Genomic DNA, 23,032 nt, shown 5'->3' with positions numbered 1-23,032 from the left:
CTACCAGCATAAAATCTATTTATTCAACAAAGCCCAGTAGCGGATGATGATGAAAAACTAGCCAGCGCCATCAGCGCCACAATAACGTACTTCATCCCAACCTCCCATTAAGGAAACCCCATGACCATAGAAGAACGCTTATCAGAACTTGAACTCACCGTTAAGGTGATGAAATGCCACCTCGGAGACGTTCATCTCGAAAGCCTGAAACGTCAGGTGGAAGAGTCAGAGGCCACAGCTAAAGCAAAGCGTGATAGTTATAATTCTACGCTGGAAGCGATTAAATCCGGTACTTATTGATGTTGGAACTGGTATCCAGATCGTCTCTATCGCCGGTGCGGTTTAGCTCATCAAAAACAGCCTGTCGCTCACTCTGGGGCAGCTTGGAGTACATGAGGAATACCAGCTTTTTCAGCTTCTTGATTTCGCGCTGTAGTTCTTCGTTTGACAAAACCTTACCGCCGTTCCAGTGGTTCATGCTTTATCCTTACCATACATAGTGTTAAGCGTCTTAAACACAACATCCTTGAACTGCTCGGCGTGCCGATCAGCCAATCGCTCTGCTTCGTTAGAGAATCCGGTTATTTTTAGCGGCTCATTTAGGGCGTCTTGTAGAATTTGCACGTACTCAGCGTTCACCGAACGGTTATTTGCTTTTGCTCTGAGCGCCAACTTATCACGCATCCCTTGCGGCATGTGGACAGTGAATTTATCGTCATCCCGCGCCATACCATCCCCCATATGCACATCAGGGGATAATAGGCGGGATTTTTTCCCCCCACAATAAAGGCACAGTGCTTCCATTGCTTTATTAAATAAACCAATTACCGCAGACCAGCGCTGTGGGGACTACTCACGCCCGGAGAAATATTTATGGCCGATATTACGCCAAACGTTGTTGTATCCATGCCGTCGCAACTGTTCACCCTACGCCGGGCGTTAAAATCCTGTAGCAATGGCAAAATTTATATCGGAAAAATCGATACCGACCCCACAATAGCCGAGAATCAGATACCCGTTTATCTGGAAAATGAAGACGGCAAATACACACCCGTAGCCCAGCCGCTCATCATCGGGACAGGTGGCTACCCTGTCTACAACGGGCAGATTGCCAAATTCGTGACAGAAGAAGGCCACGCCATGGCGATTGACGACGCCTACAACGTGCAGCAATTCTATTTCCCGAATGTGCTGAAGTATGACCCGGATCAGTTACGGGTAGAAATTGCATCTCCGGGAGGTGCTGACCTTGTTGGTTTTTCACCGGATAATACATATTTAGTTGGAACTGTCGGTAATGCGATTAAAGGAATTTCAGGAAGAAAAGGCCTTGTAATATATGCATCGGAAAACGGAATTGCAGGCGACGGAAGCAATTCGGATAAATCAAAACTAGAAGATTTAATGTCTACTGCGGTATCAAGAGCAATACCGTTGTATATTGATGTCGCTGGTGTATATAATCCGATAAAGTTCATATCAAATTTAGTTATTCACGTAACAAAAGATCTGACATTAAAATCAAACCCATCCACGACCCCGCAAGGGATTCAGGATTGTTTGTTTGAAATGGTTAACGTAAATGGATTTAAGTTAACATTCGACCCAAATGTTGTCATGCGGTCACAGAATCACGGGGCATATCAGGAGTTTAGCCATTGTATAAAAATTAAAGACGGCTCATCAAATGGCTACATTGGGAAACATATAGCTTATGATTTTGACGGTGATGGTATTTATATCAATAGAATAAGTAGTGTCACTATCGACGACCCAAAGGCATTGAGATGCGGTAGGAATGGAATTTCAGTGGCTGGCACTGCGATTGACGTGGTGATCAACAGCCCATACCACGCTGAGACAAACCCAAAGGGAGAAGCCATAAACTTATCGGCTATTGGCATAGAACCTAACGAATTCTGCGAGATGTCCCTGACGATAAACAACCCGGTTGGTTTTGGGGGCAGAGTTACTGCTTGTGGTTTGAATGTTTACCTTGAGCGGATAGAACGAAACGCTGTTAATCACGGACGTTTTAGCATCGTAGTTAACAACCCTGATTTCACTGAGTATAAGAAAAATATTCAAGCTGCAAGAAATACATGGAACTTAACCAGCGGTTACTCTCCATATGGGCGAGTAGTTATCAACGACCCAATCCTGACAAATCACACAGACAATGCTATTATTGTCGAATCCTGGCAAAGCTTAGGCGGAATAGCTCTTGATATTGTCAGCCCTGTAATTGTTATTACCAAATCACCAAATGGAACGCTTGGCTCAGATAGCGGAAATGTGATTTGCGTTACCAGAAACCAGGGTACATGGGTTGATAATAGCGTAATAGGGAATGTTAACATTAGCGATATAACGATTAATGATCGAACCACGTATGCTCATACTTCGTACTTCAAGTGTCGATATGGTCGATTTTGTAATGTGGTGTCATTTTTAGATATTAGGAACACTCAGTCGTCGATAGAGATCATAACTCTTCCGGAGCACGTTCGCGGTATATTGTCTCACGTGAGCATGACAGCAAGAAACAAACCAGACCAGGCATACACGACGACAACGACCTTAACTCCATCTGCTGCCTTAAGGCGTAACGCCAATACTGGAGGCTCCGTTACAACTATCATTTATACTCTGCCTGTCGTCCCCATTGGTACAGATATTGAAGTAGCCAACGTAGTAGGTGGATCAACGATATCCGTTGCACCTCCACCGGGAATGAGCATTGGCACTCTGGTTGCTGGGGCTGGTTACGACATTGTGAACTCAACTCAGATAGTCAGGTTTACTCGGGTTACTGCGGGGCGGTGGGCCATTCTTTAGAAACAGGCGTGCCGCGTGCGTGTCGCGCTGTGCCGATTTGTGACGTGCTGTGGCGTAAAAATGCGGTGTGAATGTGATTTGTCACGCCTAAGTAAGGGAGTCGGCAGGTCGAAATGGACGGTAAGTTATTGATAAAAAAGTCGTGTATTGTCGTGCTTTGTTGTGTTTTGTTGCCTGTTTTTTGAGCGATAAATTCAGTCAATATATTGATATTTAAAGTTTTTATGTTCTTTTGCTCTGCTATGTGGCTTACAGTAGCGTCAGGGCTACGTCGATATTGCCGCGTGTGGCGTTAGAATACGGGCACACGATATGAGCCTTTTCCACCAGTGTTTGCGCGGTTTCACGCGCCAACCCCGGCAGATCAATTTTCAATTCCACTTCAATATAGCTAAACGACTTAATTTTGATTACACCATATGGACTGAGAAGAAAATCTCTGTATCGCAACCACTCTCTCTTTTTTTGCTTTTTGCTTGTGCCCATTTATGCTCAATGGGGTTAAGATCTGGCGAATATGTAGGCAAATACTCCACCATATACCCTGCATCGATGATGACTTGTTGAATGTTATGTTTTTTGTGAAAAGTTGCATTGTCCATCACGATTACCCTGTTTTTAGGGAGTACTGGGATAAGGACTTGTGTGACCCAGGAATAGAAAACATCGCTGTTAATATTGATATCAAATAATCCGATAGCAAACAGCGTTGTGCCTAATAAAGCGCCGATAACATTTGTTCTTCCCGAGTTATGCTCATTTCTGGTGTACGGGGTTTCGGGGAGGGTGGCGTATCCTGCTGATTGATTTCGTGGATGATTTCAACAACAGAGAGATGATACCCCATGAAAAAGTCTACCCTACAGGTCTCCACAGAATTAGATATTGCCGGTGATCCCTTGCATGAACTCATTCGTAATGGTGCCAGGCAGCTGATAGCTGCCGCCGTTGAGGTTGAGCTCGAAGCCATGCTGCAACAACATGCTGAACGCCGCCTTGACGACGGGCGTCATGCTGTCGTTCGTAACGGCTATTTGCCACCGCGAACCATACAGACGGGTATTGGGGATGTTGAAATTAAAGTGCCCAAGGTCAGGGAGTGCAGCGGCAATGGAATATGCTTCAACAGCGCGTTGTTGCCGCCTTATCTGAAACGTGCAAAAAGCGTCGAAGAGTTGCTACCATGGCTGTACCTGCGAGGCATATCCACCGGTGATTTTTACGAAGCCCTGAGGGCGCTTCTCGGTGAAAAAGCGAATGGCCTCTCTGCCAGTACCATCAGCAGACTGAAACAGCAATGGCTTGAAGAGCACAGGCAATGGTGCCTGCGTGATTTAAGCGATACGCGCTACGTTTATTTCTGGGCCGATGGCATATACAGCCATGTCAGGCAAGATGATCGCCTTTGCCTGCTGGTCATTATCGGCGTCACTGAGCATGGACGTAAGGAGCTGGTTGCGGTCGAAGATGGTTATCGAGAGTCAGAAGCAAACTGGGCCGAACTTCTTAATGGCCTGCGAGCACGTGGCCTAACCGTATCTCCCAAGCTGGCTACGGGAGACGGTGCCCTTGGTTTTTGGAATGCAATGGCAAAGATATTCCCGGACACGCAGCACCAACGCTGTTGGGTGCACAAAACCGCTAATGTGTTGGCTTCACACCCCAAAGCCATGCAACCGAAAGTTAAGGCTGAGCTGCGGGAGGTTTGGCTAGCAGAGAGCCGCGATGCCGCTAATGAAGCCTTTGATGTTTTGTTGGCAAGGTTTTCAGCGAAGTATCGGCTTTGTTGAATAAATAGAACTTTTGGGTAATCATCGGAGCAGATCAACACAGTTGTTTCAAAATCAGGTCTCCATGGCAAAACAAAATTTTAAAATCACCAACTGGCCCTCTTATAACAAGGCCCTCAAGCAGCGCGCTTCTCTAACCGTATGGCTAGATGAATCAGCCATTGCTGCATGGACGGAAAAAAACACTACTGAACGGCGTGGACGACCGCTCCACTACTCAGATATGACCATCACCACAGTCCTGATGATGAAACGCGTGTTTGGCCTTTCATTGAGGGCTTTACAGGGCTTTGGTGACTCGATTTTTAAACTGATTAAATTGTCGCTGCATTGTCCAGACTATTCGCTGCTCAGCAAGCGAGCAAAGACAGTGAACATCATCATAAAAACGCCAACCCGTGGTGAAATCTCACATCTGGTCATTGATGGAACCGGCCTGAAGGTCTTTGGCGAAGGCGAATGGAAAGTCAGGCAGCATGGTGCCGACAGACGCAGGTATGGCGTAAGCTGCACCTGGCAGTAGACAGTGTGACGCATGAGATTATCTGTGCGGATTTGTCGCTCAGTGGTACGACTGATGCCCAAGCTCTACCGGCGCTGATAAACCAGACCCACCGGAAAATCAGAGAGGCATCGGCTGACGGCGCTTAGGATACAGTTTACTGCTATGATGCTCTGGTGAGGAAGAAAATAAGGCCGCTTATCCCGCCACGAAGGGGGGCGCAATATTGGCAAGATCGCTACCACGAGCGTAACCACGCTGTTGCAAATCAGCGCATTAGCGGTAGTAACGATATCTGGAAAAAGAAAGTGGGCTATCACCGGCGCTCAGTGGCTGAAACGGCCATGTTCCGGTTCAAAAGGCTTCTGGGTGGTCATCTAAGTCTGAGAGACTACGATGGTCAGGTGGGTGAAGCCATGGTCATGGTCAAAGCGCTTAACCTGATCACGCTATTAGGAATGCCGAACAGTATTCGCATCACGTAACAATCGACCCGTATGGGGCGCAGTCGTTACAAGTTCTGATTTATTCAACAAAGCCCGAAGTATCCTGCAGCGATGAAGAAGCTGGAGAAAGCTCGAGAAGAACTGCTGGCATTCTACGACTTCCCGTCAGAGCACTGGGCGTCAATAAGAACAACAAATCCGATTGAATCGGCTTTTGCGACTGTGAGGCTACGAAGCAGACGCGCGAAAAAAGGTCAACGAACGGTGGTTCGAGAGAAACAACCCTGTCAATGGTATTTAAGCTGCTCCAGTCAGCTCAGAAAAGCTGGAACCGACTAAGAGGATTTGACCTGCTGACCCTGGTTGTAAGCAACCAATTTAAGGATGGAGAACAGATTCACTAAGCATCAGAGCGGAACGTAGCCTGATCGCCATACACCAGATTTGCTAATAACTCTTTGGGGAATAGCCGTGAGTCCGTGGGGAAAACCACTTTCATCAATAAAAACAATAGGCTTACCTTCTTTTTCATACTGTTGTTTTTTTTTGTTGAAATGCTTGCAGGGCGCTTTCGTCGGCTTTCGGATGACGTATAGCCAAGCGACATTATTTTGATAACAATTAGCTGTATTTTTTTGCCACATATCAGGGCATTGGCTGTAATCATTTTTAAGTCGGTTGGCTATAGAGTTTTTTTATAGGTCAATCCCAGCTTTTTAAGAGCTTGCCAAATGGCTTTCTGACAAACGCCAAAACGCTCTGCACGTTCTTTTTGGTAAGCATCTGGATATGGTTCAACATCTTTTATCAACTCGGATTTATCGCTCTTTCGCTGACGCGTGGTCGATGCTTTTAACGCTATTTGATTAATCCAACGCGATACAGAGGCAGGGCCAATCCGAAATTGCTTCGCTGTTTCTCGGATACTCAACCCTTCTTCTTCCCGTGTAGATATCACTTTACGTCTAAAATCAATTGAATAGCTCATTTAAATAATGCAATCAAAATTAAGTCGTTTAGCTATATAGCAAACCGACTTAAAAATGATTACAGCCAATGCCCTGATATGTGGCAAAAAAATACAGCTAATTGTTATCAAAATAATGTCGCTTGGCTATATTCTCCGCCCAACGCGCGCGTGCTTGTCCTTAAACGTCATCTTTTTCCCGGTTGTCTGCCATGATGGAATAAAAGCGCCATAATCAAAGGGAATACGGGTTGATGACTAGGTTTTCCGGCGTCTGACATGTAGAATGCATCGGTTCTGGTGAAAGGGGAAGGCATTGCCGCCATTTTCATCACATGCGCATGCCAGACGGCAAGAATTTCAGAAATACCAAGGTAGAAAAACTTTTATAATGAAGCATATATGAAATTTCTCCATTATTGCCCATATCGAAAATTGACTGCGAGTCAAGAAGCGACAAGTTCCGCCAAATTACCCAAAAAAACTTCGCCAATGCTGCGTTTCTCAAAAAACCAGTTCAACAAGCTACGACAACTTCAGGCGTGTTAAGTCATCATTTTTGTGTCCATCTGTGTCTCCATATTTTATCATTGCCTCTATATCCGTGTCCGTGGTGGACACGGTTAGGAGTAAATCATTTATATTTCAGATGGTTACCTGAAAGCTTGTTTGAACAAAGAACGGGCAAAGGTAGAAGAAAAGGCGGATCGAGATGGCTTGTGGGTGAGGATATCAAAAAAAGGGGCTGTGACTTTCTTTTACCGCTATCGATTCCTTGGGAAGCAAGACAAAATGACGCTTGGAGGCTACCCGGCTCTGACGCTCAAAGCCGCACGCGAAGAAGTGGAGCGATGGGCGTTAGTGCTGGTTGGCGGCGAAAACCCAAAGATAAGGCGAGATCTAGGCTGTGTCCCTTAATTGCGTAACCGGCGGTAAAACAAGCGGATGCAGCCCAGTTTCACCATTGCTAGATAGTTTCTTGCCATTTTTTCATAACGTGTGGCGATCCGTCGATATTCCTTTAAACGGCCAAAACACCTTTCCACAACGTTGCGACGGCGATAAGCATCACGATCAAGTTGCGAGCGTCCATCTGAAGCCAGTTTTTCATTTGATTTTCTGGGAATAACCGTTTTTTATCCCTCTTTTTTTCAACTCGTTACGTAGTGCATTCCCAGAGTAGGCTTTGTCAGCCAGTACTGCATGGCCACGACGCTTCATGCTGCCGTTCTGGCGTTGCACGCCAATTCCGTCTAGGAGTCGTATAGCAAACCGACTTAAAAATGATTACAGCCAATGTCCTGATATGTGGCAAAAAAATACAGCTAATTGTTATCAAAATAATGTCGCTTGGCTATAACGCAAACAGGCTTTCGTGACCCTGCCCAGCACTCAGTTCGATGTTTAGCGGGATGCCGCTTCCGTCAGTAGCCATGTGGATTTTGGTGCCATAACCACCTCGTGAGCGACCTAGGCTATTATCGTTGGTAATATCGAGATGTTTTTTTGAGCGCCAGCCGCACATTTGAGCGCACGGATATTACTGCCATCCAGCGCAGCGGCTGACCAGTCAACAAGTCCATGATCATCAAGAAATGAAAGTAACTTATTGAAAATAATGTTAATGATTCCAGACTTTGACCATCTATTGAAACGGTTATAAACGGTTTTCCATGGGCCGTAACGTTCAGGTAAATCACGCCATGGTGCGCCTGAACACAGTATCCAGAACATGCTGTTGAAGATTTTTCGATGTTCTGCCCACGGCCGGCCGGCCCGCGGAGATGTCAAAACGGTTGGCAACAAGGGCTCAATGATTGCCCATGCTTCATCAGAAAGATCGTAGCGAGCCATAATCAAAAGTGTCGTAGAAACAGATGGATACTATAGCCAAACGACTTAATTTTGATTACATTATTTAAATGAGCTATTCAATTGATTTTAGACGTAAAGTGATATCTACACGGGAAGAAGAAGGGTTGAGTATCCGAGAAACAGCGAAGCAATTTCGGATTGGCCCTGCCTCTGTATCGCGTTGGATTAATCAAATAGCGTTAAAAGCATCGACCACGCGTCAGCGAAAGAGCGATAAATCCGAGTTGATAAAAGATGTTGAACCATATCCAGATGCTTACCAAAAAGAACGTGCAGAGCGTTTTGGCGTTTGTCAGAAGGCCATTTGGCAAGCTCTTAAAAAGCTGGGATTGACCTATAAAAAAACGCTACGTCATCCGAAAGCCGACGAAAGCGCCCGGCAAGCATTTCAACAAAAAATACAACAGTATGAAAAAAAGGTAAACCTATTGTTTTTATTGATGAAAGTGGTTTTCCACACGATACCCCACGGACTCACGGCTATTCCCCAAAAGGTCAACGGTGTTTTGGCCTGAAGAACGGGGGAGCCAAGGGAAGAACAAATGTTATCGGCGCGTTATTAGGCACAACGCTGTTTGCTATCGGATTATTTGATATCAATATTAACAGCGATGTTTTCTATTCCTGGGTCACACAAGTCCTTATCCCAGTACTCCCTAAAAACAGGGTAATCGTGATGGACAATACAACTTTTCACAAAAAACATAATATTCAACAAGTCATTATCGATGCAGGGTATATGCTGGAGTATTTGCCTACATATTCGCCAGATCTTAACCCCATTGAGCATAAATGGGCACAAGCAAAAAGCAAAAAAAGAGAGAGTGGTTGCGATACAGAGATTTTGTTCTCAGTCCATATGGTGTAATCAAAATTAAGTCGCTTAGCTATATAGATCAAGCAATTAAGGGACACAGCATAGATTAATGCCACCAAAGCACCACTCGCGTTACTTATAACAACAATCAGAGTACAGCTTATGCCATCAAAATTAGAGAATCATATCGCCGGGGCGTTATATGGGCAAATGCTAGGGGATGCGATGGGAATGCCATCGGAGCTGTGGCCGCGAGCACGCATCAAAGCGCATTTTGGGTGGATCGATCGCTTTCTGCCGGGTCCTGCGGATAATATCGCAGCCTGCTATTTCACGGCAGCTCAATACACCGATGACACTTCTATGGCGCTGGCACTTGCCGATGCGCTGATTGAATGCGAGGGTGACGTTGTGCCTGAAGTCATCGGTAACCACATCCTTACTTGGGCGCAACAGTTTGGTGCCTTTGAGAAAAATATTCTCGGCCCCAGTTCTAAAGCGGCGCTTTTTGCCCTAAAACAGGGTGCCTATATCAGCACCCTAGAAAATAACGGCATCACCAATGGTGCGGCGATGCGCATTTCTCCACTAGGCTGTCTGCTGCCGCCCATGCCATTATCCGATTTCATTGATGCCGTGGCGCTCGCGTCTAGCCCTACTCACAAATCAGATATTGCGGTGGCTGGCGCTACCGTTATTGCCTGGGCGATATCTCAGGGTATTGCGGAAAAAAGCTGGTCGGATATTCGGGCGACATTACCCGCAGTGGCACAAGCCGCGCAGGAAAAACGCGTAACCACCTACAGCCCAGCCTTGTCCGCGCGTCTGCAACTGGCATTGGAAACCGTGCAAAATGCACCCGACGACGACACCGCGTTAGAACAAATTTATCAACTGATTGGCACCGGAACGGAGATCATCCAGTCCGTCCCCGCCGCCATTGCGATGATGGAGCTGGCGCACACCGAGCCAAACCGCTGTTCCATTCTGTGCGCCAATCTGGGTGGCGATACTGATACCATCGGTGCCATGGCAACGGCTATCTGTGGTGCGCTCCACGGTGTTGAAAGCATTGATCCGGATTTCAAACGGCAGTTGGATGAGGTCAACGCGCTGGACATCGACGCCTACAGTTCCGCGTTAGCTCGCCTGCGTCAGCGTCGCATGGTGGTTTAAACAGCAGCGCGTGTGACAATGACATCTATCCGATTGGGGCAGGTATTAATCCTCTGAATAGAAGACATACATATCGGCACGGAAGTATAGCCAAGCGACTTAATTTTGATTACACCATATAGACTGAGAACAAAATCTCTGTATCGCAACCACTCTTTCTTTTTTTGCTTTTTGCTTGTGCCCATTTATGCTCAATGGGGTTAAGATCTGGCGAATATGTAGGCAAATACTCCAGCATATACCCTGCATCGATAATGACTTGTTGAATATTATGTTTTTTGTGAAAAGTTGCATTGTCCATCACGATTACCCTGTTTTTAGGGAGTACTGGGATAAGGACTTGTGTGACCCAGGAATAGAAAACATCGCTGTTAATATTGATATCAAATAATCCGATAGCAAACAGCGTTGTGCCTAATAACGCGCCGATAACATTTGTTCTTCCCTTGGCTCCCCAGTTCTTCAGGCCAAAACACCGTTGACCTTTTGGGGAATAGCCGTGAGTCCGTGGGGTATCGTGTGGAAAACCACTTTCATCAATAAAAACAATAGGTTTTCCTTCTTTTTCATACTGTTGTATTTTTTGTTGAAATGCTTGCCGGGCGCTTTCGTCGGCTTTCGGATGACGTAGCGTTTTTTTATAGGTCAATCCCAGCTTTTTAAGAGCTTGCCAAATGGCCTTCTGACAAACGCCAAAACGCTCTGCACGTTCTTTTTGGTAAGCATCTGGATATGGTTCAACATCTTTTATCAACTCGGATTTATCGCTCTTTCGCTGACGCGTGGTCGATGCTTTTGACGCTATTTGATTAATCCAACGCAATACAGAGACAGGGCCAATCCGAAATTGCTTCGCTGTTTCTCGGATACTCAACCCTTCTTCTTCCCGTGTAGATATCACTTTACGTCTAAAATCAATTGAATAGCTCATTTAAATAATGTAATCAAAATTAAGTCGTTTATCTATGCTGGAGAACCAATCCGAGCACGTGGATGCCAATGTGGCGGTACTGACGCGGCGTGAAGATATGATGGGGCGGGGAGAATGGCTGATGAACATCGATTTTGTTGCCGTGGCACTCTGCGATCACCCATTGCATCAACTCCCTGCGCCGTTACGTGAAGAAACGTTGTTGCGCTATCCGCTGGTACGAATCGCTTCCCGGGAAAACAGCATGCCATTGGCGGTATAGCCAACCGACTTAAAAATGATTACAGCCAATGCCCTGATATGTGGCAAAAAAATACAGCTAATTGTTATCAAAATAATGTCGCTTGGCTATAACGGCGGCCACTGAATATTGGACGTTCTCCACCGTAGAATCGGCGATTGAAGAGGTGATGCATCAGGTTGGTTATGGTTGGTTGCCGGAAGAGTGGATTACGGCACCGCTGGCGTCAGGCATGTTAAAAACGCTGGCATTAGGGCACGGCACGCGCCACGCTGCTGCACCTGATTGTCCGGCGGGCGCTGGCACCGCTGGATGAACAGGTGAAAACGTTGCTGACGCTATTTCGGCGCGCCAGCCGCAGTACGCCCCAAATGGGACGTACCGAATAAGCCTGCCTGTGGCTTAACGCGTGGGGAAGATGGGCAGCGGTGCGGCATCGGGGAAATACTCGTCCAGCGTATTCCAGTTGGGGGACTGTGACGATCCTTGCACGGCAACTATACAAGCGGCAACGCGATTGGCCAAATCGACCGCCTGCGCCAGCGGCCAGCCCGCAGCAAGGCCAGCCAGCAACCCGCTACAGTGCGCATCACCTGCGCCAATGCTGTCTACCACCGTGACCGGATACGGTGCCACTGCTTGCGGCTCGGTGTCCGGCGGGCAAATCCATGCTCCGTCCTTATCCAGTCGACAAATCAGCGTAAGCCCACTGCGTGCGGCGTACTGCTGTGCCAGCGCGATAATATCGCCTTCGCCCAGCAGGTGACGCGCCTCGTCTCGGTTTAGCGTCAATAGCGTGCGGCTGCCAAACAACGCCGTGATAAAGCCGGGCGGAATGCCCGGTAGACGAGGGCCGAAATCGATCAGTTTTTGCTGCGGCTGCGCCAGTACCCAGGCGCGCAGTGCGGCACCGCCAGTACCAAACAGCTCGTAGCCATTCACATAAATCAGCGTATCCGCAGCGGGTTGCAGACGTTGCAACATCGCTGCGGTGATATGGGCCTCACAGCCCGTGATGCTGATAAACGTGCGCTCGCCGCCCGGCTCCGCCAATGCCAGACACCAGCCGTTGTCCATATCGGGGTGGCGCATCAGCACAGGCAGATGCAGCGCTTTCATGGCGCTTTCTACCGCGTTGCCCCAGGTACCGTTGCCCACCGGCATACCGTTGAGCACCGGAACGCCAAGGGGGGTGAGTGAGCGCGCGACGTTAAAGGCACAGCCGCCGATTTGCAGTCCGTTGTCTTTGGCTTCCACATCTTCACCGCTGAGCGGCATACGTGGAACGCCCAGCAGCATATCGCCACAAGCACCGCCGATCACCAGTACGTGTCGAAGCGTTTTTTCTTCATGCATTAGTGATTCTCCTTAGGCTGTAGCATGACGTAGAGACCATAGGTTACGCCGCTGACGCCGAAGGAGAGGAACAGCCCAAGGCTGGAGTTCTCGAAGATACCGGTTGCCCACGGGCCATCGGTAAAGCCGGTCTTGGTCACCATCAGCCCGGCAAATGCGCCTAACAGCCAGCACAGTAATGGCACCCAGCGCACGCCGTTATTCTTGCCGTTGACGGCAAACAGCGCGTCGTTATCGTAGCCATCGCGTTGGCGCAGGCAGATATAGTCCAGAATAAACACCGCAGACCACGGGCCGAGAAACAGGCCGCAGAAGATCAGAAAGGCGATAAACGGCGAAAGGAAATCCTGCGATACAAACAGAACGTAGACCGCAACGCCTACCACCAGCACGGCATCCAGAGAAACCGCCACCGACTGGCGCAGTTTTACGCCGATAGACAACAGGTTGAGACTGGCAGAATAGAGGCTGAGCACCGCGATAGTGACGATACCCGCGGTGGCGGTCAGCAAATAGGGCACTGACATCCATGTTGGCAATACGGTTCCGATAAGGGCGATGGGGTTCGCCGAACTGGTTAACTCCGGTAACTGGGCTGAAAGTAAAATGCCCGCCAGCATCAGCAGGACCAGCGGTAACGCCGAGCCGCCGACCACGGCAAAAAAGACGCTGCCGCGCGTGGTGGTGGGGCTTTGATAGCGGCTGTAGTCCGCTCCGGCGATGGCCCAGCCGACCCCGGTACCCGCCGCAATCACGGATACGGCCGGGAGAAAACCAGTCAGCCAGTTGCCAGACGGCAGTGCCAGTACCACATCCCATGGGGTGTTAAACAAGATATAGGCCACAACGATAAGCGTCATGGTACCGAAGATTTTGGTGATCCAGCTTTGCATCAGGATCAGGGTATTTTGCCCAAGAATGCTCACTACAATGGTCAGGCCGCCAAACAGAGTCAGGCAGATAGCGGTCAGCGTGGTGCTGCTGGTAAAACCAACGGCTTCAAACAGGGCTACCAGCGTCAGTGTCCCGGTGGTCAGGTTAACGGCTTCCCAACCCATCAGGGTAAACCAGCCAAAAGCGGTAGGGGCGATATTGCCTTTCAGGCCAAACACAGCACGCGACAGGGTCAACGTAGCCGTGTGGCCCGTTTGCCCGGCAAACGAGGTATATCCTACCAGTGCGAAGCTGGCAACGCCTACAATGGCGGCGAGCAGCGACTGAATAAACGATAATCCGAATGAGACGATGATGGCACCATAAACGATGCCAAGAATACCAATATTCGCAGCGCACCAAATCCAGAACAGTTCTAATGGTTTTCCTGTGCGTTCCGCAGCAGGAACAATATCAATTCCCGTATTTTCAACTTGCCAAGTCTTATTCTGCTGTGTTTCACCCATGACGGCGGCTCCTTGTTGGCCTTAATGAAGCGGGTGGCGGAAAGGGCAGGCATGCAGTGACTATTGATAACGGCAGGCATGCCGAAGAGAGAGTCCGATGTTAAAACATAGCAGCGGAACGGCAGGACAGACAGTAATTTAATGCGTTTGTTGAATTGCGGTGTGAGGAGTACGCGTGGCGCTGGTGAGCCCTGGATGGCAGAGCAGAAAAATAAAGGAGCAGCCAAAATAGAATGACTGCTCCTGTTCTCAGTTCATGCGTGGGTGAAACGTGTGATACCGAGTGACAAAATAAAACAACTGTTAAAGGTGTTGTTATGTGCCTAAGTGTCTGGCACCAAGTATAGCCAAGCGACATTATTTTGATAACAATTAGCTGTATTTTTTTGCCACATATCAGGGCATTGGCTGTAATCAAAATTAAGTCGTTTAGCTATAAGCCAGAATTTGATTACGTCTTTCTTCCAGGAACATGGTCAGCTCGCTGCTGGATATGAGCCTAAAGGAGTGGCTATGGTTAAAAAGTGACTATTGTCATAGGATAATGGGCTTTGTTGAATAAACATATTTTATGCTGCACCCCCGGTGAAACGACAGATCCTCGCAACGCAAAATCATGCCGTTAGGCCTCATAAGAAAACTGTAAACCTGAGGTGACAAGCATTTTCTACCAAAACTGGCTTGGCAAAACAGCATGACTCACTATTATTCAACAAAGCTAGGATAATGGGCAAAACGGAAGTGTGTATGTGGGTGATGTATAACGAATTGCCAGCGCCAGCGATGTTCGTGGCGTGGGCGTCAGGGTAAACAGCCAGTTTATCAGAACAATATTTCAACCCTCTTAATAAAACGATGTGATATTTTTATGACAAATCAATTTGCTAACGGATAAACCACGATGGCAATTCGCCTAACAGCCTTATCTCAGCCACGCTTGGCACAGGCGTTTGTCGACTATATGCAAACGCAGAATATTCAACTGGAGTTACGCTTCTCTGGGCAGGAAGCGGAACTCTGGCTGGACGATGAGGCGCGGTTGACTGAAGTACAACAGGCGCTTGAGGTGTTCATTCAGGATCCGATGCATCCGCGTTATCAAGCGGCCAGTTGGCAGGCGGGATCAACCTCTTCGCCCCTGCGCTATGCGCGTTTCTCTTATTTGCAGACGTTACAGCAGCGCGCCGGCCCGCTGACGCTGGGTGTGATGGTTACCTGCATTGTAGTTTATCTGTGGATGACGATATTCGGTAACGATCGTGCCATGATATGGCTCCCTTACCCAGACGCAGGACAACAAGGCCAGATATGGCGCTGGTTCAGCCACGCTTTCCTGCATTTCTCCTTGCTGCATATTTTGTTTAACCTGATGTGGTGGTGGTATCTCGGCGGGCCGGTAGAGAAAATTTTGGGGACGCGCAAGCTACTGACCTTGGCGCTGCTCTCTGCGGTTGCCAGCGGCTGGATACAATCATTCTTCAGCGGCATCTATTTCGGGGGCTTGTCCGGCGTGGTGTACGCCTTGATGGGCTACGTCTGGCTATACGGTGAACGCGTGCCGTCGGGCCCGTTGTTCATGCAGCGCGGATTGATGGCCTTCGCATTGTTGTGGTTGATTGCCGGATATTTCGATATTTTAGGTCTACGCATTGCTAATGCCGCGCACGTCGTGGGTCTGGTTATTGGGTTGGTGCTGGCTTTTTGGGATACGCAGCAGAAAAAAGCATGATCGCAACCCGGTAGCATTACGGGGTGAGCGTTGCCAGCAGCACAGAGAAGTCTCAACCAGAGGGTTGAGTGGAAATCTGTTTTAGGGGAACAACGTGAGGCAAACACAGCGGCACGACGCCATCATTGAACTGGTGCGTCGGCAGGGATATGTCAGTACCGAAGAGTTGGTAGAACATTTTGCGGTCAGCCCGCAAACGATTCGCCGGGATCTTAACGATCTGGCGGAGCAGAACAAGATCCATCGCCACCACGGCGGTGCGGCACTGCCTTCCAGCTCGGTGAATACGGCTTACCACGATCGCAAGATGATGTGGTCAGATGAAAAAGCACGTATTGCACGTAAAGTCGCCAGCCAAATCCCGGATGGTGCTACGCTGTTTATAGATATCGGGACAACGCCAGAAGCGGTTGCCTATACGCTGTTGCAACATAAGGATCTGCGGGTCGTCACCAACAACCTGAATGTGGCGACGCTGTTGATGGGAAAAGAGGATTGCAGGTTGATTCTGGCAGGCGGCGAAGTGCGCACCCGAGACGGCGGCATTATGGGGGAAGCGACGCTGGATTTCATTTCTCAGTTTCGTCTGGATTTTGGCATCCTCGGCATTAGCGGCATTGACATGGATGGCTCCTTGCTGGAGTTTGACTACCATGAAGTGCGCACCAAACGGGCAATTATCGAGAATTCTCGCTGCGTTATGCTGGTCACCGACCACTCTAAATTCGGTCGCAATGCGATGGTGAATCTGGGCAACATGGACCTGATCGACTATCTTTTTACCGATCAACTACCACCACCCAGCGTAATGAAAATCATTGAACAACATAAGGTGCAGTTGGAGTTGTGCTGAGCCAGACGTGCCTTTTTCTGATTGATAACAGGGAAGAGGTACGATGGGAAAGCTGTCATTCAACCACACGCTGTTTATTGCTGTATTGCACCGCCAACGACAACACTATGGCGTGGAGGCGCTGACCTGCCTCAGCGCCCAACAGCAGTGGCATGTTGTCAGTACTGCGCTGGCGGAGCAGCTTGCCGCTCATCCGATAACCCCTCCTGATTTGCCGCTAGGCCGTCATGTTAACTACCTCTCCATGGAATTTTTACCGGGTCGCCTCACCGGCAATAACCTGATTTGTATTAGTCGCGACTAGATCTGACACTGGACCTTGAAAGGTTGAGAGTTACAGGTTTTGATATGGGTGTCTAATCCTTAAACAAAACGCGAGGTAACTCTCATGCTTCATACTAATAATCCCATTATCAAACACAAAGCCGGCCTGCTCAATCTCGCCGAAGAACTCGGTAACGTATCAAAAGCCTGCAAGATCATGGGCGTGTCACGCGATACATTTTACCGTTATAGCCAACCGACTTAAAAATGATTACAGCCAATGCCCTGATATGTGGCAAAAAATACAGCTAATTGTTATCAAAATAATGTCGCTTGGCTATACAGCCATGGTAGCAACTCTTCGACGCTTTTTGCACGTTTCAGATAAGGCGGCAACAACGCGCTGTTGAAGCATATTCCGTTGCCGCTGCGCTCCCTGACCTTAGGCACTTTAATTTCAACATCCCCAATACCCGTCTGTATGGTTCGCTGTGGCAAATAGCCGTTACGAACGACAGCATGACGCCCGTCGTCAAGGCGGCATTCAGCATGTTGTTGCAGCATGGCTTCGAGCTCAACATCAACGGCGGCAGCTATCAGCTGCCTGGCACCATTACGAATGAGTTCATGCAAGGGATCACCGGCAATATCTGGTTCTGCGGAGAGCTGTAGGGTAGACTTTTTCATGGGGTATCATCTCTCTGTTGTTGAAATCATCCACGAAATCAATCAGCAGGATACCCCACCCTCCCCGAAACCCCGTACACCAGAAATGAGCATAACTCAATATTCATCAATGGGTTAGTTTGATTTAAACAACCGCGTCTCTAAAAGATACGCAATTCATGCCCCTTTGACTTGCGCACTTCTGAAGGACTTGTCCAGCGCCTTCACCTGAGAATGCGTTGTTCCGTTGAGAGCTTATGTTGTTCAGAATAGGGGGTATGTTGTTCACAAATTCTGATTAAATTCATTAAATATTAATGCATTAAAAAATCATGAACAACAAGAACAACACCTTTTCGCCTATCTACATAAATAAGTTTTTCAGGTATAGCCAACCGACATTATTTTGATAACAGTCAGCTATGCTTTTTTTGCCGCATATCAGGGCATTGGCTGTAATCATTTTTAAGTCGGTTGGCTATAAGAGAATGACTTCCCCAATTACCTCTATCCAACTGCTGTACACTTCACGGAGACCTACAATATTTTTGTAGGTCGTGGGGTATGCCCAGCAGAAATCCTATAGCACAAGGGCTGAGGAGGTTTTGTGCAGCCATGTGTGAGCTTGGAAGGCTCGAACCCCCGAACCCCCGGTGTGCATTCTCTCGATGGATGGCACATCGTCCCTATTGTTGTGCGTGGATGTCTTTGCATACGGGGTGTGCATGGGGCTCGGGCGTCTACGAAATACTCTCGATATACGTTGGAAATATTTGCTCTCCGTCACTAGGACTGTGAGCGCTTATATGTCCTTAAAGCATTGAATTAATCCGTGGGGTATCTAGTGGGGTCATTTTTATATTCAGGCTTTGCCTAAACGAAGACAACGCCTTGTAAATAAAAGATAATTTATTTTTTATCAGTTCATGCCGTATTTTTTCAATTTCTTGCGCAGCGTACCGCGGTTGATACCCATCATCAGGGCAGCGCGGGTCTGGTTACCACGGGTGTACTGCATCACCATGTCCAACAGTGGCTGTTCAACTTCAGCCAATACCAGCTCATACAGGTCATTCACATCCTGACCGTTAAGTTGAGCGAAATAGTTCTTCAGTGCCTGTTTAACCGAATCGCGCAGGGGTTTTTGGGTTACCTGAGCCTGAGAGTTTACGGTAGAAACGGTCAATACGTCAAAATTCACGCGTTGTTCGAACATAGTTCTGTCAGCTCTTTTTCTGTTTACGCAAGATTTTCAAAATATGCCTCCAACGCCTCCAGCTGTTCGCTGGCATCCTCAATGGCGTTGAATGTGCGCCTAAACTGGTCATTGGGGGCGTTCTCCTGGAGATACCAGGAGACGTGCTTACGAGTAATACGGAGCCCCTTGCCCAGACCATAAAAGTCGTGCAATTCCCGTATGTGCTTGAAGAGCAAACGCTTCACTTCTGCCAACGGCATCGGTGCCAGTTGCTCCCCTGTGTCCAGATAATGCTGGATTTCCCGAAAGATCCAAGGTCTTCCCTGAGCAGCCCGTCCTATCATCAGGGCATCTGCCCCGGTGTAATCAAGAACCGCTCTGGCTTTATGCGGGCTTGTAATGTCGCCATTCGCGATAACGGGAATGGAAACGGCCTGCTTAACCGCCCGAATACTGTCGTATTCTGCCTCACCGTTGAACAGGCACGCACGCGTGCGGCCATGTACGGTAAGCGCCTGGATACCACAGGCTTCGGCCAGTCTGGCAATGTCTACACAGTTACGGTGCTCCGGTGCCCAGCCAGTACGAATTTTCAGCGTGACCGGTACGTCCACCGCCTTAACCACGGCGGAGAGGATTTGTTTTACCAAATCCGGATACTGCAACAGCGCAGAACCCGCCATCTTGCGGTTTACCTTCTTTGCAGGACACCCCATGTTGATATCAATGATTCGCGCGCCGAAATCGGTGTTGATTCTGGCTGCCGCAGCCATCTCATCAGGGTCGCTTCCGGCAATCTGCACGGCGCGGATCCTAGGTTCATCGCTGTGTACCATGCGCAGACGCGACTTATCCGAACGCCATACCTCCGGATTGGAGGAGAGCATTTCGGAGACCGTCATCCCAGCCCCCATGTCATGACAGAGCGTCCTGAAAGGGCGATCGCTGACGCCAGCCATGGGGGCGGCGATCAATCGATTAGCTAGCTGAAATTGTCCAATGTGCATAGACAAAGAGTGACCATACTGTGTCTGCAAGGGCGCGTATATTACGCATTTTTTACGCCAGATGAAAGGCCAAACTTTGAGCAATTGAGCGGAACAGATCAAGGAAATGTGTCTTCGCACAATTAAATTCTATAATTGTCTTTTTATTACAGCATGTTATAAGAAAAATCACTCATTGGTCCAACCATTGTACGATCAAACATTTCTGCGCAACACTATGCAAATGCCTGAACAGGCCGCGCCCGGTGGCGTTTTCATGCGCAATAACGGGTGGTTTCTCGCGCAATGGCTTTATCTCAAGGCCTGACGAGTGCCGCCAACCACCGTGAAACGGCTAAGGGCACTCGCCATAACGCTTAGCGCTTGACGCCCGTAATGCGGCACCACTCTTCTTTCTCAACAGTCGGGTCGAGGTCGAACAGGTCGGTGTAAGCTGCTGCCACGTTTTCTGCCTGTGAAGCCAGAATGCCTGATAATCCTAAATGTCCTCCTGCCTTGGGCAGTGTGCTAATCAGCGGTGACAGCTCGCGCAGTGGGCCTGCAAGGATATTGGCGACCACTACGTCGGCAGAGAGGTCATTGGGCTGGTCTTTCGGCAGATAGAGCGCCAAACGCTCTGAGACGCCGTTACGCTGTGCGTTATCGCGGCTGGCTTGAATGGCCTGAGGATCGATATCGATGCCAATCGCCTGTGCGGCACCCAGTTTCAATGCAGCGATCGCCAAAATACCAGACCCACAGCCAAAATCGATAACCGTCTTGCCCGCCAAATCCAGACTGTCGAGCCATTGCAGGCACAGGGAGGTGGTGGGGTGCGTGCCTGTACCAAAGGCCAGACCGGGATCCAGCATCACGTCAACGGCATTCGGATCGGGGATGTCACGCCAGCTCGGGTAGATCCACAGGCGTTTGCCAAACTGCATCGGGTGGAAGTTGTCCATCCACTCTCGTTCCCAGTCCTTATCTTCCAACTGCTCGATTTTATGGCGAAAACCAGCACCCAGTAACGGTTCTTGCTCCAGTTGGGCAATCACGTCCGGCATCTCGGTTTCGGCGTCGTACAGCCCAATCACATCGGTATCGCCCCATAAACGGGCTTCACCCGGCAGCGGCTCAAATACTGGCGTATCGTGGGTGTCCTGAAAGGTGACGGACACCGCACCGCTCTCGATAAGCGCATCGCCCAGTTGTTCAGCCTGCTCGCCCGTCGTATTGATTTTGAGTTGAATCCACGGCATAGCAGCCTCTGTTCCCGTTAATGTGAAAGTGTTGCGGCAGCGTTTGGCGTAGGGTTGCTGCCAAAACGGTTACCAATAAGAAATGCCACCAGGCTGAACGAAAGGGCGGGGACAATCGGGTGAAAGCCCGCCAGATTCAGCTTAAAGGTGGCAAGTAGAGTATAGCATAAGGCACCAACCATCATGGCGCTGAGCGCGCCGGTCGCATTGGCGCGTTCCCAATAAAGTCCGAGCACCAGTGGCCACAGGAATACCGCTTCCAGGCCGCCAAACGCCAGCAGATTGAGCCAGATAATCATTTCAGGCGGTCGCCAGGAGGCCAGCAGCGTCAGCACACCGAGCAGCAGCGTGGTGGCGCTGGAGAGCCATTTGATATGGCGTTCATTCTGTGCTTGGTGCGGTTTTACGCTCAGATACAGATCCTTGATGATGGTGGCAGACGCTTGCAGCAGGTGTGCGTTGATGTTGGCCATAATGGCGGACATGGGCGCGGCGAGGAAGAGGCCCGCTGCCAGCGGCGGCAGCACTTTCACCATCAGTTCCGGCAGCACTTGATCGGGAATGGTCAGGTTCGGCATGATAGCGCGTCCCAGCGCGCCGGCCAGATGCATACCCAGCATCAGCACGGTGATGACGATGGTGCCGATAATGATGCCGCGATGCAGCGCTTTGCTATCTTTGTAAGAGATGCAGCGTACGGCGGTGTTAGGCAGGCCGATGACGCCGAAGCACACCAATACCCAGAATGAGGCCATAAACGGAAAGGTGAGCGTCTGGCCGCTGCCGTGCGGGTCTACCAAGGCCGGATCGATCTGACGCAGCGTTTCTACCGCGCTGCCCAGTCCGCCAGCGGCAGAGATAATAGCCACCAGTAGCAATACTGTGCCGATCAGCATCACCACGCCCTGCATTGCATCATTGAGCACGCTGGCGCGAAAACCGCCGAAGGTAGTGTAAAGCGCTATCGTGACGCCGAAAATCAGCAAGCCAACGTCGTAGGGCACGTTAGCGGCAGTTTCCAGCAGGCGAGCGCCACCGATAAACTGCACTGCCATTGCCCCAATAAAGGCCACCAGCAGGCTCAGGCTGGCAAACCATACCAGCAGGCGACTGCCGTAACGTGCATACAGCATATCGTTCAGCGTAATGGCGTTGTAGCGTCGTGCCAGAATGGCGAATTTTTTCCCTAGAATGCCGAGAGAAAGCAGCATGGTTGGCACCTGGATCACCGCCAATAGTACCCAGCCCAGACCGTATTTATAGGCAGCACCTGGCCCACCGATAAACGAACTGGCGCTGACATAGGTGCCAATCAGCGTCATGGCGAGCACAAACCCGCCCATTGAGCGGCTACCAAGGAAGTACTCGTTGAGGAAATTGCCCTCGCGGTGGCGCAGATAGGCGTAAATCGACAACCCAAACACCAGCATCAGGTAGACGACCAGCGGCAGAATCACATCATTGTGCATCGTCGTCTCCTAACGGAATATCGCGAAATACCAGGTGCGTCATCAGCCAGCACAGCACGATAAACACCAGCGGCAGCAGCAGGCAGGAGAACTCAAACCAGCGCGGCAGCCCGGTCAACCAGGCGGTGTTGTCAGGCACGTAGGCGGTGACTACCCAGCCTACGAGGTAAAATAGCGTCAGGAACAGTGCCCATCGCGCCTCTTTGTGCGCTTGGGGGAAGCGTTTGTCCATGATTTTTTCCTGTAAAGCGGTACCAACATGCAAAAAG

General features: G+C 49.4%; 23 protein-coding genes and 11 pseudogenes. 16 read left to right on the top strand and 18 right to left on the bottom strand.

The window, feature by feature from the left end:
• The first annotated feature begins 120 nt into the window (after nucleotides 1-120).
• Complete coding sequence (locus tag ACD630_RS08430; protein WP_430358766.1) at nucleotides 121-300, top strand: hypothetical protein; 180 nt, start codon at nucleotides 121-123, stop codon at nucleotides 298-300.
• On the opposite strand, the gene ACD630_RS08425 is transcribed toward ACD630_RS08430, so the two are convergent.
• Nucleotides 281-478, bottom strand: coding sequence for a hypothetical protein (locus ACD630_RS08425; RefSeq protein WP_430358765.1), 198 nt, complete (start codon nucleotides 476-478; stop codon nucleotides 281-283). The two genes, ACD630_RS08430 and ACD630_RS08425, sit on opposite strands and share 20 nt — an antisense overlap.
• Nucleotides 475-729, bottom strand: coding sequence for an Arc family DNA-binding protein (locus ACD630_RS08420; protein WP_430358764.1), 255 nt, complete (start codon nucleotides 727-729; stop codon nucleotides 475-477). The genes ACD630_RS08425 and ACD630_RS08420 overlap by 4 nt, the downstream gene beginning before the upstream one ends.
• Nucleotides 730-873: 144 nt before the next feature.
• On the opposite strand from ACD630_RS08420, the gene ACD630_RS08415 reads away from it, so the two are divergent.
• Complete coding sequence (locus ACD630_RS08415) at nucleotides 874-2,838, top strand: phage head-binding domain-containing protein (protein ID WP_430358763.1); 1,965 nt, start codon at nucleotides 874-876, stop codon at nucleotides 2,836-2,838.
• Between the two features lie 249 nt (nucleotides 2,839-3,087).
• Here ACD630_RS08415 and ACD630_RS08410 read toward each other — a convergent pair.
• Nucleotides 3,088-3,225, bottom strand: a pseudogene (locus tag ACD630_RS08410) (organic hydroperoxide resistance protein); the annotation flags it as partial.
• 23 nt (nucleotides 3,226-3,248) lie between these two features.
• A pseudogene (locus ACD630_RS08405) lies at nucleotides 3,249-3,587 on the bottom strand (transposase); the annotation flags it as partial.
• 96 nt (nucleotides 3,588-3,683) lie between these two features.
• Between ACD630_RS08405 and ACD630_RS08400 the strand changes: the two are divergent.
• From ACD630_RS08400 to ACD630_RS08390, 3 pseudogenes are all read left to right on the top strand, one after another.
• Nucleotides 3,684-4,616: pseudogene (locus ACD630_RS08400) on the top strand (IS256 family transposase); the annotation flags it as partial.
• A 76-nt stretch (nucleotides 4,617-4,692) separates the two neighbouring features.
• Nucleotides 4,693-5,615: pseudogene (locus ACD630_RS08395) on the top strand (IS5 family transposase).
• A gap of 57 nt (nucleotides 5,616-5,672) precedes the next feature.
• Nucleotides 5,673-5,980, top strand: a pseudogene (locus ACD630_RS08390) (transposase); the annotation flags it as partial.
• Here ACD630_RS08390 and ACD630_RS08385 read toward each other — a convergent pair.
• Complete coding sequence (locus ACD630_RS08385; RefSeq protein WP_430358762.1) at nucleotides 5,977-6,243, bottom strand: hypothetical protein; 267 nt, start codon at nucleotides 6,241-6,243, stop codon at nucleotides 5,977-5,979. The pseudogene ACD630_RS08390 and the gene ACD630_RS08385 sit on opposite strands and share 4 nt — an antisense overlap.
• Before the next feature lie 15 nt (nucleotides 6,244-6,258).
• Nucleotides 6,259-6,564, bottom strand: a complete 306-nt coding sequence (locus ACD630_RS08380; RefSeq protein ID WP_430358761.1) for an IS630 transposase-related protein — start codon at nucleotides 6,562-6,564, stop codon at nucleotides 6,259-6,261.
• 55 nt (nucleotides 6,565-6,619) lie between these two features.
• On the opposite strand from ACD630_RS08380, the gene ACD630_RS08375 reads away from it, so the two are divergent.
• Both ACD630_RS08375 and ACD630_RS08370 read left to right on the top strand, forming a co-directional pair.
• On the top strand, nucleotides 6,620-6,778 hold the full coding sequence (locus tag ACD630_RS08375) for a hypothetical protein (RefSeq protein ID WP_430358760.1): 159 nt from the start codon (nucleotides 6,620-6,622) through the stop codon (nucleotides 6,776-6,778).
• A 401-nt stretch (nucleotides 6,779-7,179) separates the two neighbouring features.
• A pseudogene (locus ACD630_RS08370) lies at nucleotides 7,180-7,446 on the top strand (Arm DNA-binding domain-containing protein); the annotation flags it as partial.
• 11 nt (nucleotides 7,447-7,457) lie between these two features.
• On the opposite strand, the pseudogene ACD630_RS08365 reads toward ACD630_RS08370, so the two are convergent.
• A pseudogene (locus ACD630_RS08365) lies at nucleotides 7,458-8,397 on the bottom strand (IS5 family transposase).
• Between the two features lie 68 nt (nucleotides 8,398-8,465).
• On the opposite strand from ACD630_RS08365, the gene ACD630_RS08360 reads away from it, so the two are divergent.
• From ACD630_RS08360 to ACD630_RS08345, 4 genes and pseudogenes are all read left to right on the top strand, one after another.
• The gene (locus tag ACD630_RS08360; RefSeq protein WP_430358759.1) at nucleotides 8,466-8,933 is read left to right on the top strand and encodes an IS630 transposase-related protein; all 468 of its coding nucleotides are present in this window, start codon (nucleotides 8,466-8,468) and stop codon (nucleotides 8,931-8,933) included.
• Nucleotides 8,846-9,178: pseudogene (locus ACD630_RS08355) on the top strand (transposase); the annotation flags it as partial. The gene ACD630_RS08360 and the pseudogene ACD630_RS08355, both read left to right, overlap by 88 nt.
• Before the next feature lie 32 nt (nucleotides 9,179-9,210).
• Complete coding sequence (locus ACD630_RS08350; RefSeq protein WP_430358758.1) at nucleotides 9,211-9,345, top strand: hypothetical protein; 135 nt, start codon at nucleotides 9,211-9,213, stop codon at nucleotides 9,343-9,345.
• A gap of 52 nt (nucleotides 9,346-9,397) precedes the next feature.
• Nucleotides 9,398-10,411 carry an ADP-ribosylglycohydrolase family protein gene (locus tag ACD630_RS08345; RefSeq protein WP_430358757.1) on the top strand — a complete coding sequence of 338 codons (1,014 nt, stop codon included), beginning with the start codon at nucleotides 9,398-9,400 and terminating at the stop codon, nucleotides 10,409-10,411.
• Here ACD630_RS08345 and ACD630_RS08340 read toward each other — a convergent pair.
• Nucleotides 10,408-10,596, bottom strand: a complete 189-nt coding sequence (locus ACD630_RS08340; RefSeq protein ID WP_430358756.1) for a hypothetical protein — start codon at nucleotides 10,594-10,596, stop codon at nucleotides 10,408-10,410. The genes ACD630_RS08345 and ACD630_RS08340 overlap by 4 nt on opposite strands.
• Complete coding sequence (locus ACD630_RS08335) at nucleotides 10,521-11,342, bottom strand: IS630 family transposase (RefSeq protein ID WP_430358755.1); 822 nt, start codon at nucleotides 11,340-11,342, stop codon at nucleotides 10,521-10,523. The genes ACD630_RS08340 and ACD630_RS08335 overlap by 76 nt, the downstream gene beginning before the upstream one ends.
• 121 nt (nucleotides 11,343-11,463) lie before the next feature.
• Between ACD630_RS08335 and ACD630_RS08330 the strand changes: the two are divergent.
• Nucleotides 11,464-11,972 (top strand): annotated as a pseudogene (locus ACD630_RS08330) (hypothetical protein); the annotation flags it as partial.
• A gap of 13 nt (nucleotides 11,973-11,985) precedes the next feature.
• Here the strand turns inward: ACD630_RS08330 and ACD630_RS08325 are convergent.
• From ACD630_RS08325 to ACD630_RS08315, 3 genes are all read right to left on the bottom strand, one after another.
• Complete coding sequence (locus tag ACD630_RS08325) at nucleotides 11,986-12,939, bottom strand: PfkB family carbohydrate kinase (protein WP_430358754.1); 954 nt, start codon at nucleotides 12,937-12,939, stop codon at nucleotides 11,986-11,988.
• A complete protein-coding gene (locus ACD630_RS08320) occupies nucleotides 12,939-14,339 on the bottom strand; it encodes a purine-cytosine permease family protein (RefSeq protein ID WP_430358753.1) in 1,401 nt (466 codons plus the stop codon). Before ACD630_RS08320 ends, ACD630_RS08325 begins: the two co-directional genes overlap by 1 nt.
• Nucleotides 14,340-14,439: 100 nt before the next feature.
• Nucleotides 14,440-14,757 carry a hypothetical protein gene (locus ACD630_RS08315; protein ID WP_430358752.1) on the bottom strand — a complete coding sequence of 106 codons (318 nt, stop codon included), beginning with the start codon at nucleotides 14,755-14,757 and terminating at the stop codon, nucleotides 14,440-14,442.
• A gap of 483 nt (nucleotides 14,758-15,240) precedes the next feature.
• Here ACD630_RS08315 and glpG point away from each other — a divergent pair, with 483 nt between their 5' ends.
• The 4 genes and pseudogenes from glpG to ACD630_RS08295 form a co-directional block, all read left to right on the top strand.
• Complete coding sequence (gene glpG, locus ACD630_RS08310) at nucleotides 15,241-16,068, top strand: rhomboid family intramembrane serine protease GlpG (RefSeq protein WP_430358751.1); 828 nt, start codon at nucleotides 15,241-15,243, stop codon at nucleotides 16,066-16,068.
• A 94-nt stretch (nucleotides 16,069-16,162) separates the two neighbouring features.
• On the top strand, nucleotides 16,163-16,921 hold the full coding sequence (locus tag ACD630_RS08305) for a DeoR/GlpR family transcriptional regulator (RefSeq protein ID WP_430358750.1): 759 nt from the start codon (nucleotides 16,163-16,165) through the stop codon (nucleotides 16,919-16,921).
• A 43-nt stretch (nucleotides 16,922-16,964) separates the two neighbouring features.
• Entirely contained in the window at nucleotides 16,965-17,225 is a 261-nt protein-coding gene (locus ACD630_RS08300) for a hypothetical protein (protein WP_430358749.1), read from the top strand.
• Nucleotides 17,226-17,309: 84 nt separating this feature from the next.
• A pseudogene (locus ACD630_RS08295) lies at nucleotides 17,310-17,441 on the top strand (helix-turn-helix domain-containing protein); the annotation flags it as partial.
• Between the two features lie 83 nt (nucleotides 17,442-17,524).
• Here ACD630_RS08295 and ACD630_RS08290 read toward each other — a convergent pair.
• The 6 genes and pseudogenes from ACD630_RS08290 to ACD630_RS08265 all read right to left on the bottom strand — a co-directional run.
• Nucleotides 17,525-17,872: pseudogene (locus ACD630_RS08290) on the bottom strand (transposase); the annotation flags it as partial.
• A gap of 898 nt (nucleotides 17,873-18,770) precedes the next feature.
• Entirely contained in the window at nucleotides 18,771-19,067 is a 297-nt protein-coding gene (gene fis, locus ACD630_RS08285) for a DNA-binding transcriptional regulator Fis (RefSeq protein ID WP_430358748.1), read from the bottom strand.
• 23 nt (nucleotides 19,068-19,090) lie between these two features.
• A complete protein-coding gene (gene dusB / locus ACD630_RS08280; RefSeq protein ID WP_430359958.1) occupies nucleotides 19,091-20,056 on the bottom strand; it encodes a tRNA dihydrouridine synthase DusB in 966 nt (321 codons plus the stop codon).
• Nucleotides 20,057-20,412: 356 nt separating this feature from the next.
• Nucleotides 20,413-21,294: a 50S ribosomal protein L11 methyltransferase gene (prmA, locus tag ACD630_RS08275; RefSeq protein ID WP_430358747.1), complete on the bottom strand. Its 882-nt coding sequence runs from the start codon at nucleotides 21,292-21,294 to the stop codon at nucleotides 20,413-20,415.
• 17 nt (nucleotides 21,295-21,311) lie between these two features.
• Nucleotides 21,312-22,763 carry a sodium/pantothenate symporter gene (gene panF / locus ACD630_RS08270; RefSeq protein WP_430358746.1) on the bottom strand — a complete coding sequence of 484 codons (1,452 nt, stop codon included), beginning with the start codon at nucleotides 22,761-22,763 and terminating at the stop codon, nucleotides 21,312-21,314.
• Nucleotides 22,753-22,995: a YhdT family protein gene (locus ACD630_RS08265; protein ID WP_430358745.1), complete on the bottom strand. Its 243-nt coding sequence runs from the start codon at nucleotides 22,993-22,995 to the stop codon at nucleotides 22,753-22,755. The genes panF and ACD630_RS08265 overlap by 11 nt, the downstream gene beginning before the upstream one ends.
• Nucleotides 22,996-23,032: the final 37 nt, after the last annotated feature.

The sequence above is a fragment of the Symbiopectobacterium sp. RP genome (assembly GCF_050472005.1).
Classification (GTDB): Bacteria; Pseudomonadota; Gammaproteobacteria; order Enterobacterales; family Enterobacteriaceae; genus Symbiopectobacterium.
This window is presented reverse-complemented; position numbering and strand designations above follow the sequence as displayed.

Coding starts and splice junctions, on each gene's coding strand:
- ACD630_RS08360 (WP_430358759.1), top strand. CDS start 8,466: ATGAGCTATTCAATTGATTTTAGACGTAAAGTGATATCTACACGGGAA.
- fis (WP_430358748.1), bottom strand. CDS start 19,067: ATGTTCGAACAACGCGTGAATTTTGACGTATTGACCGTTTCTACCGTA.
- ACD630_RS08300 (WP_430358749.1), top strand. CDS start 16,965: ATGGGAAAGCTGTCATTCAACCACACGCTGTTTATTGCTGTATTGCAC.
- ACD630_RS08385 (WP_430358762.1), bottom strand. CDS start 6,243: ATGATTACAGCCAATGCCCTGATATGTGGCAAAAAAATACAGCTAATT.
- ACD630_RS08420 (WP_430358764.1), bottom strand. CDS start 729: ATGGCGCGGGATGACGATAAATTCACTGTCCACATGCCGCAAGGGATG.
- dusB (WP_430359958.1), bottom strand. CDS start 20,056: ATGCACATTGGACAATTTCAGCTAGCTAATCGATTGATCGCCGCCCCC.
- ACD630_RS08340 (WP_430358756.1), bottom strand. CDS start 10,596: ATGGGCACAAGCAAAAAGCAAAAAAAGAAAGAGTGGTTGCGATACAGA.
- ACD630_RS08425 (WP_430358765.1), bottom strand. CDS start 478: ATGAACCACTGGAACGGCGGTAAGGTTTTGTCAAACGAAGAACTACAG.
- ACD630_RS08430 (WP_430358766.1), top strand. CDS start 121: ATGACCATAGAAGAACGCTTATCAGAACTTGAACTCACCGTTAAGGTG.
- prmA (WP_430358747.1), bottom strand. CDS start 21,294: ATGCCGTGGATTCAACTCAAAATCAATACGACGGGCGAGCAGGCTGAA.
- ACD630_RS08415 (WP_430358763.1), top strand. CDS start 874: ATGGCCGATATTACGCCAAACGTTGTTGTATCCATGCCGTCGCAACTG.
- ACD630_RS08375 (WP_430358760.1), top strand. CDS start 6,620: ATGATTACAGCCAATGCCCTGATATGTGGCAAAAAAATACAGCTAATT.
- ACD630_RS08335 (WP_430358755.1), bottom strand. CDS start 11,342: ATGAGCTATTCAATTGATTTTAGACGTAAAGTGATATCTACACGGGAA.
- ACD630_RS08320 (WP_430358753.1), bottom strand. CDS start 14,339: ATGGGTGAAACACAGCAGAATAAGACTTGGCAAGTTGAAAATACGGGA.
- ACD630_RS08350 (WP_430358758.1), top strand. CDS start 9,211: ATGGGCACAAGCAAAAAGCAAAAAAAGAGAGAGTGGTTGCGATACAGA.
- ACD630_RS08325 (WP_430358754.1), bottom strand. CDS start 12,939: ATGCATGAAGAAAAAACGCTTCGACACGTACTGGTGATCGGCGGTGCT.
- ACD630_RS08345 (WP_430358757.1), top strand. CDS start 9,398: ATGCCATCAAAATTAGAGAATCATATCGCCGGGGCGTTATATGGGCAA.
- glpG (WP_430358751.1), top strand. CDS start 15,241: ATGGCAATTCGCCTAACAGCCTTATCTCAGCCACGCTTGGCACAGGCG.
- panF (WP_430358746.1), bottom strand. CDS start 22,763: ATGCACAATGATGTGATTCTGCCGCTGGTCGTCTACCTGATGCTGGTG.
- ACD630_RS08380 (WP_430358761.1), bottom strand. CDS start 6,564: ATGAGCTATTCAATTGATTTTAGACGTAAAGTGATATCTACACGGGAA.
- ACD630_RS08265 (WP_430358745.1), bottom strand. CDS start 22,995: ATGGACAAACGCTTCCCCCAAGCGCACAAAGAGGCGCGATGGGCACTG.